The sequence below is a fragment of the Paraburkholderia strydomiana genome (assembly GCF_031456815.1).
GTDB lineage: Bacteria > Pseudomonadota > Gammaproteobacteria > Burkholderiales > Burkholderiaceae > Paraburkholderia > Paraburkholderia caledonica.
In genome coordinates, this window is record NZ_JAVDVL010000001.1 from 874,285 (window position 1) to 887,915 (window position 13,631).

Below are 13,631 nucleotides of genomic sequence, written 5' to 3' on the forward strand. Positions count from 1 at the left end.
GGCTGCGGCGCGCGCGGCGCTGCGCTGCGTTTGCAAGCGAGCACAGCCCACGCCTCCAAGGAGGAGACAATGATGACTGACCTCGAAAGCCGGGTGTCCCGCAAGCTCATGCTGCGGATTATCCCGTTTGTAATGCTGCTGTACTTCGTGAGTTTTCTGGACCGCGTCAACGTGGGTTTTGCCGCGCTGACCATGAACAAGGCCATCGGTCTTTCACCGACTGCATTCGGATTCGGCGGCGGCCTCTTCTTCATCGGCTACTTTCTGTTCGAGGTTCCGTCGAACCTGATTCTTCACAAGGTCGGCGCGCGCCGCTGGATTGCGCGCGTCATGGTGTCCTGGGGCATCGTCTCGCTGGCTTCCGCGTTCGTCGTCGGGCCCAACAGCTTCTATGCGCTGCGCTTTCTGCTGGGCGTGGCCGAAGCGGGCTTCTTTCCCGGCATCATCCTGTATCTGAGCTTGTGGTTTCCGACTCGTCAGCGCGCGGTCGCCGCCGCATGGTTCATGGCGGCCGCGCCGATTTCCACCGCTATCGGCTCGCCGATTTCCGGCGCGATCATGAAGCTTCCATCGATAGCCGGTTTCGCGGACTGGCAGATGCTCTACATCCTGGAAGCGCTGCCGGCTGTCGTCCTCGGCTTCTTCGTGCTGAAGTATCTGACCGACACGCCGTCGAAGGCGCAATGGCTTGCGCCGGAAGAGCGCGACTGGCTGATCGCGAAACTGAAGGCGGAAGCCGACGCACGCCAGTCGCACGCAGGCCACACGGCCGGTGCAATGAGGGCACTGCGCGATCCACGCGTTCTCGCTCTGGCGCTGATCTACTTCGGGACCTCCGCGGGCTTGTACACGCTCGGCTTATGGGCGCCGCTGATCATCAAGCAGTACGGCTTCGGCTCGTTCGAAACGGGCCTGCTCGCCGGCATCCCCAGCATCGCCGCCGTGGTCGCAATGATCCTGTGGGCGAGGCATTCGGATCGTACCGAAGAGCGTACATGGCACGTCGTCATTCCGTGCGCGCTGGCCTGCCTTGGCTTTGTGTTCGCAGGTAACGCCTCAACAGCGCTGATGATCGTGCTCGCCCTCGTCATCGTGAACGTCGGCATCAGCGCGGCGAAGGCGCCGCTGTGGGCAATGCCGAGCATGTTCCTGTCGGGCGCCGGCGCGGCCGCGGGAATCGCCATGATCAACTCGATCGGCAATCTCGGCGGATTCGTCGGTCCGTTCGCCATCGGGTGGCTCAAGAACGTGACGGGCGGCTATTCGGCGGGCCTCTATGTGGTCGGCGCGACGCTGGCTCTGTCCGCTGTCGTCACGCTGATGCTGAGCCGGCAGTCGAAGCAGACACCGGTGGCGGCCGGCGAGGGCCACGGCCACTGACGGCATACGCTCGTCCGGGAACTGGGAACAGGATTCTCCGTCGTGACATCCAACGTCGTATGCAACGAAACGTTGGTCGAACGGGAGAATCCGCATGAAACTCACCCACCCTCACTGGCTAGGCGCGCTGGCGCTCGTCAGTCTCGCTAGCTGGGCTCAAAGCGCCGGTCCGACCGATCCGCAGATCGCGGCGATCGTCGTCACGGCCAATCAGGTCGATATCGACGCCGGCAAGCTCGCCGAGTCGCGCTCGAAGTCGAGCGACGTCAAGGCGTTCGCGCAACAGATGGTCACCGATCACGGCGCGGTCAATCAATCAGCCAGCGATCTCGTGCACAAGCTGAATGTGACGCCCGAGGACAACGGCACGAGCCAAAGCCTGAAGCAAGGCGGCGATGCAAACCTCGCGGCTCTCAAGAAGCTGAGAGGCTCGGCCTTCGATCGCGCGTACATCGATCATGAAGTGACCTACCATGAAAACGTGCTTGATGCGCTCGATAAAACGCTGATTCCGAGCGCAAAGAACGAAGAGCTGAAAGCGCTGCTCGTAAAGGTCCGGCCCGCCTTCGTCGCGCATCTCGAGCATGCGAAGCATCTGCAGGCGTCGCTGGAGAAAAGCAGTGGTTAAGCGGCGGTGTGCGCCCGGCGCCGCCGTTCGTGGATGTACGGCGCTCGCTTGTGCGACGCTGGCATTGCTTGCGGCAAACGCGATTGCGGCGCCGAAGACATATGTGGTCGCGATTGAGAACATGCAATTCAATCCGCCGGATTTGACCGTGAAGCGAGGAGACCGCGTTGTATGGATCAACAAGGACATCTTTCCCCATACCGCGACGGCCGAGACTCGTGCATTCGATTCGCGCAGCATTGCCGCGAGCGCATCATGGTCGTACGAGCCGGGCAAGGCCGGCACTTTTCCCTACGGATGCACGTTTCACCCGACCATGCACGGTGCACTGACCGTTCGATGAGAGCCCGCTCGCAATGACCGAGACAGCCACTGTGCCGTCGATATCCGACGCCGACGACGATCTCGCGATCGTACGGCGCATAGTCGCTGGGGATCGGCCCGCATTCGAGTTGTTGATGCGCCGCCATAATCGACGGCTTTACCGGCTCGCGCGCGCCACGCTGCGCGACGACGCTGAAGCCGAAGACGCCCTGCAGGACGCGTACCTCCGCGCGTATCGTTCGCTGAGCCAGTTTCGCGGCGACTCCGCGTTGTCGACCTGGCTTTCGCGCCTCGTGCTGAACGAGTGCTACGGCCGGCTGCGCCGTCATGCGCGCCGCGAAAATGTCTTTCCGATAATCAGTTCGAACACTGCCGACCTCGATCTCGAAGCCATGCATCCGTCCGACTCTGAATCCCCCGACCGCGCCGTGGCGCGCGCGGAAATGCGGGCGCTGATCGAGCGCAAACTCGACGAGCTGCCAGAATCGTTCCGCACGGTATTCGTCCTCCGTTCAGTGGAAGAGCTGAGCGTCGAGGAAACCGCGCAATGCCTCGACATTGCCGAAGCCACCGTGCGTAGCCGGCATTTCCGTGCGAAAAGCCTGCTGCGCGAATCACTGGCGCGAGACATCGACCTCGCAGGGAGCGAACTGTTCGGGTTCGCCGGCGCGCGCTGCGACAGGATCGTCGCGAATGTGATGTCGCGAATCGACACGCGCGGCGAAAGGAGTTAGACGTCTGAAGCGCCGCAAGCGACGCCGGCAGACATAACGCCATGTCATGGCCGCTCCAACAATTGCGGCGTTGCCCCGGTCAAATTGACTCACTATATTTCCAGTCAAGCCAGCGCTATTTGCCCCTCCGGCCGCAAGCCGCAGGCGCATTCGCGCCGACCTGGATGATGTCTTTCGCTTCAACCGTATCGAGGAGAAGTCGTGATAAGCATGCCAAGGTTGCGCCCGTTTGCCATGACTCTTGTGTTGAGCGCAATGAGCATGGCGCCTGCTCTCGCCGCAGGAAAAATCACCTTCGTGTCGCAAGGCGGCACGTATCAGGAAGCCCAGACCAAGGCGATTCTCGACCCCGCTGCGAAGGAACTGGGCATCACCATCAACCAGGACAGCATTCCCGACGCGTGGCCGCAGATCAAGGCTCAGGCCGTTACCGGCAAGCCGATCTGGGACGTGGTGGACACGCCCACCTCCAACTGTCTGCGCGGCGGCCGCGAGGGGTTGCTCGAGAAGCTCGACTTTTCGAAGATCCCCAACGCTGCCGCGATGCCGGAAAAGTACCGCACGCCGTACTCGGTCGCGTATGAGTTCTATTCGACTGTGATCGGCTACAACAAGAAAACGCTGAAAAAGGCACCGCAAAGCTGGGCCGATTTCTGGAACGTGAAGGCGTTCCCAGGCACCCGAGCCTTGCGCAACGATCCGCAAACGGTACTGGAAGCCGCCCTGCTCGCCGACGGTGTGCCGCGCGACAAGCTGTATCCGCTCGACGTCGACCGCGCGTTCAAGAAGCTGCAACAGATCAAGCCCGACATCACCGTGTGGTGGACTTCCGGTGGCCAGTCCGCGCAATTGCTGCACGACGGCGAGGTCGACATGACGATGATCTGGAACGGCCGCGCGAGCGCGGTGCGCAAGGACAATCCCGATGTCGATTTCACATTCAACGACGGCATTCTGCAAAACACGCAGTTGTGCGTGCTGAAGAACGCGCCGAATCTGACCGACGCGATGCGCTTCCTCAACGCTGCAATGTCACCCGAGTTGCAGGCCAACCTGCCGCTTTACATCGACTACGGTCCAGGGAACCCCGCGGCGTTCAAGACCGGCAAGATCACGGCCAAGCGCGCAAGCGAATTGCCAAGCTCGCCGGAGAACGCCGCGAAACAGGCACTGATGTCTGAAGATTGGTGGGCGTCGGATGCAGGCATCCAGGCAAAAGCGCGGTGGCTGAAGTTCATGCAGTAGCTTGCGCACTGCTCGCCATACGATTGAAGCGCCCGCGGGAACACGGTTCATCGCGGGCGTTTTGTACCTTGCGGCGCTCATTGCATCCAGCGCATTCATCGCATGGATCGCATTTACAGCCACGAGCCCCACAGTCTTTATCTATCCAACGTGATCGATTATCTGATTCTTGGCGGCGGATCGGCAGGCTGCGTGCTAGCTGCTCGTCTTTCCGAAGACGCCAGCAAGACCGTGTGCCTCGTCGAAGCGGGTCGCGACATCTCGCAGGCGACAATGCCAGCCGACATTCGCAGCCGCTATCCCGGTCGCGCCTACCTCGACAGCACGAACATCTGGCAGCAGTTGAAAGCGCGCATGAGCGCGCCTGCCGCATTGCGCCGCTATGAACAGGCGCGGTTGCTCGGTGGCGGCTCCGCGATCAACGCATTAATGGCCAACCGCGGCGCGCCCGCCGATTACGACGAATGGCAAGCACTCGGCGCGCAGAGCTGGAACTGGGAAGCGTGTCTACCCTACTTTCGCAAGCTCGAAACGGACCATGATTTCGGCAATTCCAGCGACGTCAGTATCAGCGCCCTGCACGGCGCGAGCGGCCCGCTGCGCATTCAGCGCACTGCGTGGACGCGCATCTCGCCGTTCGTGAAAGCCGTGCTCGATACGTTGAAACATGATTATCCATTGCGCGCCGATCAGAACGGCGCGTGGGAAGACGGCACCTTCATCGGGTCGATCGCAGTAAGCGCGGGCGGCGAACGCATACCCACGTCCGTTTGTTATCTGGACGAAGCCGTGCGCGCGCGATCCAACCTCGCCGTTTGCACCCACGAGACCGCCGAACGCATTCTGTTCGACGGACGGCGTGCGGTCGGCGCACGCATGATCCGGCCGGACGGTACGCATCACGACATTCGGGCCGGCTGCGTGATCGTGTGCTCCGGTGCTATTCACTCGCCGGCGCTGTTGCTGAGAAGCGGTATCGGTCCCGCTGACGAACTTGCCGCACTGGGCATCGACGTGCTCGCACATCGCGAAGGCGTGGGCCGCAATCTGATGGAGCATCCGTCTATTGCGGTGTCCGCCTATCTGCCTCGCGCGGCACGCACGCCCTTTCGCCACGAGCATCACGAACAGGCAATCGTGCGCTTTTCGTCGGGCTTGCCCGGCACCGTGCCGGGCGACATGCACGGCGCAATACTGTCGCGCTCGGGTTGGCACTCGGTCGGCTACCGTCTCGGCACGATGTTTTTCTGGGTCAACAAATCGTATTCGCGTGGACGACTGAAACTGAAATCGTCGAGCGCGTTCGATGAACCCGAGGTCGACTTCGCCATGCTGTCCGATGCGCGCGATCTCGAACGGCTGAAGCTCGCGCTGCGGTTAGGCGCACAGACTCTGTCCGCGCCAGCGATGGCCGCGCATCTCGGCACAGTATTCCCGTCGAGCTATTCGCCGCGGGTCGCAGCCGTTGCAGTGCCAGGCGCGTGGAACGCGTTGCAGCGCGGCGCGCTGAGCTTGTTGCTCGACATCGCCGGCCCGTTACGGGCGTCGCTCGTGCGGCGCGTCGTGACTCAAGGGGTGACGCTGAGCGAACTGCTCGCCGACGACACCGCGCTCACGCAGTTCGTCACGCGCTCCGTGGGCGGCACCTGGCATCCGTCGGGGACCTGCCGCATGGGCGCCGCCGACGATCCACTCGCTGTCACCGATGCGCGCGGCGCAGTCTACGGTGTCGAACATCTACACGTGTGTGACGCGTCGTTGATGCCGTCTATTCCGTGCGCCAACACGAACGTGCCGACCATCATGATCGCCGAGCGCATCGCCGATCTGCTGCGCGGCCGTTCGAGTGGCTCCTAATCGCCGTAGCCGACGATACCCTTCACTTCGAGAAACGCCTCGAGGCCCCACTCGCCGTACTCGCGGCCGTTGCCTGACTGCTTGTAGCCGCCGAACGGCGAGCCTGGGTCCCACGACGGATAATTCACATAGACGCTGCCCGCGCGCAGACGGAACGCCACACGCCGGGCGCGCGCCAGGTCCGCCGACTGCACGTAGGCAGCGAGGCCGAATGGCGTATCGTTCGCGATTGCAATGGCATCTTCGTCGTCGCGATACGGCATGATCGCGAGAACGGGACCGAAGATTTCCTCGCGCGCAATCGTCATCGACGGGTCCACGTTCGCGAACACCGTGGGCCGCACGTAGTAGCCGCGCGTCAAACCGTCGGGCCGCCCGGGGCCTCCCGCCGCCAGTTGCGCGCCCTCCTCGACGCCCTTTTCGATCAGCCGTTGCACGCGAGCATATTGCACGTCACTGACGACCGGGCCCATCGTCGTCGTTTCGTCGTCTGCACGACCCACGCGGTGTGCGGCCGCCGCGCGCTGTGCAATGCGCACGGCCTCTTCGTGCCGCGCTGCCGGCACGAGCATGCGCGTCGGCGCGTTGCACGACTGGCCGCTGTTGCTGAAGCACGAGTTCACGCCCGAGGTCACAGCCGCTTCCAAGTCGACATCGTCGAGAAGAATGTTCGCCGACTTGCCGCCCAGTTCCTGATGCACCCGCTTGACGGTCGGTGCGGCGAGCTTTGCGATTTCGACGCCCGCCCGCGTCGATCCTGTGAACGACACCATGTCGACGTCCGGATGGCTGCACAGCGCGGCGCCGACAGTCGGGCCATCGCCATTCACGAGATTGAACACGCCGGGCGGCACACCGGCTGCGTCGAGAATCTCGGCAAACAGCACGGCGTTGAGCGGCGACACTTCGCTCGGCTTGAGCACCATCGTGCAGCCGGCCGCGATCGCGGGAGCAACCTTGCAGACTATCTGATTGATCGGCCAGTTCCATGGCGTGATCAACGCGACCACGCCGACCGGCTCATGATTGACGAGCGTCGTCCCTTTCTTGCGCTGCCATGCGAACGTCTCGCACGTTCGGAGCAGTTCTTCGAGGTGACGCTTGCCGAGCGCGGCCTGCCACGCATGCGAAAGCGCTTTCGGCGCGCCAACCTCGCGCGAGATGATGTCGGCCATGTCGTCGTAGCGCGCCATATAGGCGTCGAGTATCCGGCGGATCAGCGCGATCCGCCCGGTAGGCCCGATCTGCGAGAACGACTCGAACGCGCGCTTCGCGGCGGCCACGGCGCGCTCGACATCGTCTGCATTGCCTAGCGCGATTTCAGCGAAGACTTCTTCCGTGCAAGGATCGACCACGGGCAGACGTGCGGTGCCCGACGGCTCGACCCAGGCGCCGTCGATATAAAACTTCAGTGCGTTCGACATCCGCTTCCCATAGAGAAAGTTCAAAGACATCACGCCCGCGCCGCCGAAGAACGGCGGCTCACGACGACGATCATCACGAGACACAACGTCAACGCGGTCAGCATCGTACTGATCGCGGCGATGGTGGGATCGATCTCGTCGCGCAGCGTGACGAACATGCGGCGCGTGAGCGTCTGGTTCGTGCCGCCCGAGATGAACAATGCAACCACCGTTTCGTCGAGCGCCTGAATGAAGACGAACACCGCACCCGAAATCACGCTCGCCTTGATCTGCGGAAGCGTCACCGCAAGAAAGCTGCGCAGGCGATTCATCCCGAGGCTGCGCGCGACCATCTCCTGCGTGCGGTCGAACGTGCGCAAATCGGCGCCCACAGAAATCAGCACATAGGGCAGGCCGAGCATCGTATCGGCGACGATCAGGCCGCCCAGCGTATTCACATAACCGGCCTGCGTGAATACGAAAAACACGCCCACCGCGACGATGATGATCGGCACCATCAGCGGCAACATGAGCAGCGTGCGCAGATAGCGCATCGACCAGTGCGTGCCGTGCTGGATCGCATAGGCCGCGGCGATGCCGAGCGGCGTCGCGAGCACCGCTGCGCATACGGACGCCACGAGCGTCGTGCGAGCCGCGTCGATCCACGCGGGGTTGTCGAAGAACGCGTGATACCAGCGCAATGAATAGGCGGGCGGCGGGAACGTCATGAAGCGCGTGTCGGAGAACGACAGCGGCACGACGATCAGCACCGGCAGCATCAGAAACACGAGAATCAGCACGACGAGCACGCCGAGCACGACTCTGCCGAACGGGATCTTGTTCATTTCGCGCCCAGGGTCTTTTCCAGGGGAATCACGCGGCTCGCGGCATAGAAAATCGCGAACACGCAGAGCAGCAGCACGACACTGACCGCGCTCGCAGCGCCCCAACTGTTATAAATCTCGACGTTGCGACTCACCACCATCGACACCATGATGGACTTGCCCCCGCCCATCAGTTCGGGCGTGATGTAAAAACCGAGGCACAGTACGAATACCAGCGTGGCGCCTGCCACGACGCCGCTCATCGATAGCGGCAGGAACACGCGCCAGAACACGTGCATTGGCGAGCCGCCGAGACTGGCGCCGGCCTGCGAAAGATTAGCGGGGATTTTCTGCATCGCCGAATACAGCGGCAACACCATGAAGGGCAACAGAATGTGCACCATCGCGAGAATGGTGCCGAACTGGTTATACGCAAGTTGCACCGGGCGATCGACAAGACCCGTCGCAAGCAGCGCCTTGTTGATGAGACCGGTGCGCTGCAGCAGCACGAGCCACGCATAGGTACGCACGAGCACGCTGGTCCAGAACGGCAGGATCACCATGCCGAGTATCAGCGCACTCCATCGCGGCGATACCGACGCCGCAAAGTACGCAACCGGATAGCCCAGCAGCAACGTCACGCCCGTCACGATGACGCTGAGCTTGAACGTCATGAGGAACGTGTCGAGATAGGTGCCCGTGAAAATGCGCCGGTAATTGACGAGCGTGAAGCCGCCGTCATGCCAGATGGACTGCCACGACAGCCATGCAAGCGGCACCACCAGGAGCACGACCACGACGAACAATGCGGGCGCGAGCAGCAGCAGCATCGCGCGGTCTTCGCGTTGCTGGTGGCGCACCGACGGGTCCGTGGCAAGTGTTTGCATCAGGGCGGGGTCCTGGAGAATCCGTTTGGCTGTCGTCATCATGCACCCACGGCGTCGAGAAACTGGTACCACGCGGCAACGACGCGAACGCCCGGCGCGCGCAACGAATGGAACGGCACGGGCCGCAAGCCTTGCTGGCCGAGCAACGCGAGCTCAGGCGTCTCGCCGAGTGCGAGCGCTGCGGCATGCTGGCCAAGCAGGCTCGCCATCGCGACACCCGCTCCGTTATACCCCAGACAAAAGGTCGTGGCGTCGTCGCTGCGGCCAACATGCGGCAACGCATTGAACGTCATGCCGACATAGCCGGACCACTGATATTCGATACGCAGATCCGCGAGATCGGGAAATAGCGCGACCATCGCGCGTCGCAGCGCGTCGAAGCCGGTCGCCTGGCCTTCCTTGCCGAACGCGTCGCGTCCGCCGAACAGCATACGGCCGTCGACCTTGCGAAACCACTTCATCATGCGCCGCGTTTCCGTATAGCTGCGGCGCTGCGTCATGAGCCGATTATCGAGTTCCGCGGGCAGGCGTTCCGTCGCAATCATTGCGCTGCGAAACGGCACGAGTTCACGCTGGTAGGCAGCGGTCGCGGACGTGAGATCGGAGTACGCGTTGGTCGCGACAATGACTTGTCTCGCGCGCACCGTGCCGCCGGGCGTTCGCAGCACGACGCCGGCGGGCCCGCCTTGCGAACGCGTCATTTCCACAACCGGCGTCGTTTCGTAAATCGGCACGCCGCGCGCAGTGAGGCCTCGCGCGAGCCCGTACACATATTCGAGCGGCAAAATCGTGCCTGCATCCCCGCTCAATACGCCGCCCACAAACTCGCTCGATCCTGTCTCGCGCCTCACTTCTTCGCGCGACTGCACTGTCATCGACGTGTCGCCCAACTGCGTCCGCACCCAGTCGGCTTCCGCACAGATCGCGGCGAACGCGCGCTCGGTGTGCGCGCAACGCAAGCTGCCTGTGTGCTCGAAGTGTGCTCGTTCGAGCTTGAACTCGTCGATGAACGATTCGACCACTCGCACGCCGTCGTGCGCGAGCCGGTGCATGCGCTTCGCGGTATCGAGTCCGTGCAGCTTGTCGATCTGCGGAAACGACAAACGGAACTTCGACGACACCACCCCGCCGTTGCGCCCGCTCGCGCCCCAACCGACCGGGTTCGCATCGAACACGGCGCAATCGACGCCGCGCTTTTGCAGCGCGTACGCGGCCGACAGGCCCGAATAACCCGCGCCGATCACGGCCACGTCGACCGCCAGATCGCGCGCGAGCGGCGCGCCCGTGCTCACGGGCGGCTGCCGTTGCGCCACGCGGGCGGCCATCGCACGCCATAGCGAGTCGGGCTGCGGCCGCTGCGAGTCGTTGTGGAGGGCGGGCGCGAGCATGGCTTAAGCAGCGCGCGCTTCGGCTTCGACCGCGTCAGCGAGCGCGCCGAGCGTTGCGAATTTGAACGTGGGCGCGGTGACGGCTTCGGGCACCGGCGTCGCGCCGAAACCCTTCATGCCCTGGCGTCGCTCGATCCAGCAGGTCGAGTAACCCAGCTTCGTCGCGATGCCGATGTCGTGATACTGGCTTTGCGCGGTGTGAAGGATCTCGTTGAACTTGAAGCCGAATGCCGCCTGACGTCCGCGGTTGTACGCAAAGAACTGCGGGTCCGGTTTCGCGACGCCCGTTTCGTCACAGCACACGGTGTCGTCGAAAGGGTCGCCCAGGGTATGTGCGTAGGCCGACAACGCGACGCGGTCCGCGTTGGTCATCGCGACGAGGCGATAATGTTTGCGCAGGCGCTTCAGGGCCTCGACCGAGTCTTCGAACGCGGGCCACTCCAGCACGTCGCGCTGGAAGGCCGCCGCGGATTGCGCGTCGTCGGGCAGGCCGAGCTCGCCGGCAAGATACAGATACACGTTCGCCATTTCGTGGCTCGAACGACCCGGATACTTCGCGCGTCCGCGCATATACGGCTCGAAGATCTGGTCGTCGGTGAGATCTTTCGCCGCCGCGCCGCCAAGGCTCCGCACGGACGCAAGCACGCCCTGTTCGAAGTTGATCAGCGTGCCGACGACGTCGAACGTCAGGACCTTGAAATCGGTGAGCTTCATTGCATCATCCTTTTGCGGGTTGCGTTAATTTCGTAAGACGTATGCCCGGGCGGGCGGGGAGAGTCAGGCGGGCACGACGATCGTGTCCTGCGGATCGAGCACAACGGTCATCTGTTCGCCCGGTGACGGAATGCGGCTACGTGCGTTGTGATTGCCGGGCTGGCGCAGACTGATCGAGGTGCCGTCAGCCAGTGTCGCGAACACGCGCAGGCTTTCTCCCTGGTACAGCACTTCGGTCACGCGGCACGAGAGCCGGTTGGCGGCAGGCTCTGCCGGACGGGCGTCGATCACGAGCTTTTCTGTCTGCACGGCAAGCAGCAAACGCTCGCCGCGCGGCAACGGGTGCGCGGTTCGCAACACCGCGTCGCCGAGGCGTACGGCGTCGTCGCCGGCGCGGCTCACATCGAGCAGCGTCGCCTCGCCGATAAAGCTCGCGACGAACGCGTCGCAAGGCCGGTCATAGAGACGCTCGGGCGTATCGATCTGCACGAGCTTGCCGTTCTTCAATACGGCCACGCGATCGCTCATGGTCAGCGCCTCGCGCTGGTCATGCGTCACGTAGACAATCGTCGCGCCGAGCTTGCGATGCAGACGCCGCAACTCGATCTGCATCGTTTCGCGCAGCTGCTTGTCGAGCGCGGAAAGCGGCTCGTCCATCAGGATCAGTTGCGGCTCGAAGACCATTGCTCTTGCAAGCGCGACGCGTTGACGTTGACCGCCGGAAAGCTGACTGATGCCGCGGGACTCATAGCCGCTCAGTTCGACCATCGCGAGCGCGTCGGCCACTTTCGCCGCCCACCCCGCTTTCGGATCGCGGCGCGCGCGCAGCGGGAACGCGACGTTCTCGCCCACCGTCATGTGCGGAAAAAGTGCGTAGTTCTGGAACACGATGCCAATGTTGCGTTTGTGCGGCGGCGCAAATGTAATGTCCCGCTCGCCGACCCACACCGAGCCGGAACTCGGCTGAACAAAGCCGCCGAGGATGCCGAGCAGCGTCGTCTTGCCGGACCCGGACGGTCCGAGCAGCGACACGAACTCGCCTGGCTCGATGTCGAGCGAGACGTCGTCCAGCGCGATTACGGGTCCATAGCGCTTCGCTGCCGACCGGATGGAGACTCCTGTTTTCGCTCGTGCGTCCATTGCGTTTGCTCTCGCTGAAGGGCCTGCATTAGGGAAAATATAGGTGTCAAACTTTTTGGCGGCAATTCCCAAATTGTTGGATCGGGCATAACATCAAGTCATGCCGAATCTACGCAAAAAACTGCCGAGCGCGAATGCGCTGTTCGTCTTCGAGGCTGCCGCTCGTTGCGGCAACTTCACGCGTGCCGCGCAAGAACTCTATGTGAGCCAGCCTGCCGTGAGCCGTATGCTCGCCCGCATGGAAGATCACATCGGAGTGCGCCTCTTCGAGCGCGTGCGCGGCGGCATTGAACTCACCGAAAGCGGGCGGATTCTGTACACCAAGATCTCCGAAGGATTCAACGGCATAGAAAGCGCGATACGTGAAATAGAAGCGCGTGCTACGGGCGTGGAATCGGTCACGCTGTCGGTATCCACGGGATTTACGACGCACTGGCTGATGCCGCGCATGAGCCGCCTGAACGAGGCGTTCCCGTCAATCGATCTGCGGTTTCAGCTCATTTCCGGGCGCATTGGTGGACCGCTTGTCGATGTCGATCTGGGCATGCGCTTCATGCAGGCCGGCGACATCGACGAAAACAGCGTGCTGGTTATGCCCGAAACCCTGTTGCCCGTGTGCAATCCGCGCTATCAGGAAACGTCGCTCACAGACGCCGGCCGTGAGCACGGCGACACCGTCATCGTGATGGACGACGAAGAGCGCGGCTGGCACCATCGTTTTGGAGCGTTCGAGCAGCACGGCCGGCGCGTCGCGAGCATGCTCAGCTTCAACGACTACGCGATCGTCGTGCAGGCGGCGCTGCTCGGCCAGGGCATCGCGCTTGGCTGGCTGAACGTGGTGTCGCACTGGCTGTCGCAACGCGCACTCGTCCCCGCTGAAGAAGAAATCCTCGTGACCAATAGGCGCTGCTGTCTGGTGTCGCCCGCGAACCGGCCTTTGCGGCCCATCGTCGCGAACGTGCGCGACTGGATCGTCGAGGAAATGCGGGCCGATTTACGCACGTTGGAGAGCGCGTACCCGCAATTGGGATTGCGCGGGGCGTTCAAGGAATGCGGCGTCGCTATCGTTTGACGGCAGGTAATGCAGTGCCGCCGCCACGTCGCTGT

At 63.1% G+C, this 13,631-nt stretch carries 13 protein-coding genes; 7 read left to right on the top strand and 6 right to left on the bottom strand.

Going from position 1 to position 13,631, the window contains the following annotated elements:
• Nucleotides 1-69: 69 nt before the first annotated feature.
• The 6 genes from J2W46_RS03910 (at nt 70) to J2W46_RS03935 (ending at nt 6,168) form a co-directional block, all read left to right on the top strand.
• Entirely contained in the window at nt 70-1,380 is a 1,311-nt protein-coding gene (locus tag J2W46_RS03910) for an MFS transporter (protein WP_310351455.1), read from the top strand.
• Between the two features lie 94 nt (nt 1,381-1,474).
• On the top strand, nt 1,475-2,008 hold the full coding sequence (locus J2W46_RS03915; RefSeq protein ID WP_310351456.1) for a DUF4142 domain-containing protein: 534 nt from the start codon (nt 1,475-1,477) through the stop codon (nt 2,006-2,008).
• Nucleotides 2,001-2,351, top strand: a complete 351-nt coding sequence (locus J2W46_RS03920; protein ID WP_310351459.1) for a cupredoxin domain-containing protein — start codon at nt 2,001-2,003, stop codon at nt 2,349-2,351. The genes J2W46_RS03915 and J2W46_RS03920 overlap by 8 nt, the downstream gene beginning before the upstream one ends.
• A 13-nt stretch (nt 2,352-2,364) precedes the next feature.
• On the top strand, nt 2,365-3,066 hold the full coding sequence (locus J2W46_RS03925) for an RNA polymerase sigma factor (protein WP_310351462.1): 702 nt from the start codon (nt 2,365-2,367) through the stop codon (nt 3,064-3,066).
• 234 nt (nt 3,067-3,300) lie between these two features.
• Nucleotides 3,301-4,311 (top strand): ABC transporter substrate-binding protein, encoded by a 1,011-nt coding sequence (locus J2W46_RS03930; RefSeq protein ID WP_310351463.1) that lies wholly within the window; start codon nt 3,301-3,303, stop codon nt 4,309-4,311.
• A gap of 150 nt (nt 4,312-4,461) precedes the next feature.
• A complete protein-coding gene (locus J2W46_RS03935; RefSeq protein ID WP_310352028.1) occupies nt 4,462-6,168 on the top strand; it encodes a GMC family oxidoreductase in 1,707 nt (568 codons plus the stop codon).
• Here the strand turns inward: J2W46_RS03935 and J2W46_RS03940 are convergent.
• The 6 genes from J2W46_RS03940 to J2W46_RS03965 form a co-directional block, all read right to left on the bottom strand.
• Complete coding sequence (locus J2W46_RS03940; protein ID WP_310352030.1) at nt 6,165-7,592, bottom strand: aldehyde dehydrogenase family protein; 1,428 nt, start codon at nt 7,590-7,592, stop codon at nt 6,165-6,167. The genes J2W46_RS03935 and J2W46_RS03940 overlap by 4 nt on opposite strands.
• A 29-nt stretch (nt 7,593-7,621) precedes the next feature.
• The gene (locus J2W46_RS03945) at nt 7,622-8,416 is read right to left on the bottom strand and encodes an ABC transporter permease (RefSeq protein WP_087753552.1); all 795 of its coding nucleotides are present in this window, start codon (nt 8,414-8,416) and stop codon (nt 7,622-7,624) included.
• The gene (locus J2W46_RS03950; RefSeq protein ID WP_310351469.1) at nt 8,413-9,324 is read right to left on the bottom strand and encodes an ABC transporter permease; all 912 of its coding nucleotides are present in this window, start codon (nt 9,322-9,324) and stop codon (nt 8,413-8,415) included. Before J2W46_RS03950 ends, J2W46_RS03945 begins: the two co-directional genes overlap by 4 nt.
• A complete protein-coding gene (locus J2W46_RS03955; protein ID WP_310351471.1) occupies nt 9,321-10,670 on the bottom strand; it encodes an NAD(P)/FAD-dependent oxidoreductase in 1,350 nt (449 codons plus the stop codon). Before J2W46_RS03955 ends, J2W46_RS03950 begins: the two co-directional genes overlap by 4 nt.
• A gap of 3 nt (nt 10,671-10,673) precedes the next feature.
• On the bottom strand, nt 10,674-11,384 hold the full coding sequence (locus J2W46_RS03960; RefSeq protein ID WP_310351473.1) for an HAD-IA family hydrolase: 711 nt from the start codon (nt 11,382-11,384) through the stop codon (nt 10,674-10,676).
• 63 nt (nt 11,385-11,447) lie between these two features.
• Complete coding sequence (locus tag J2W46_RS03965) at nt 11,448-12,524, bottom strand: ABC transporter ATP-binding protein (RefSeq protein WP_310351474.1); 1,077 nt, start codon at nt 12,522-12,524, stop codon at nt 11,448-11,450.
• A gap of 100 nt (nt 12,525-12,624) precedes the next feature.
• Here J2W46_RS03965 and J2W46_RS03970 point away from each other — a divergent pair, with 100 nt between their 5' ends.
• Entirely contained in the window at nt 12,625-13,596 is a 972-nt protein-coding gene (locus tag J2W46_RS03970; RefSeq protein ID WP_020066577.1) for a LysR family transcriptional regulator, read from the top strand.
• The last annotated feature ends 35 nt before the right edge of the window (nt 13,597-13,631 follow it).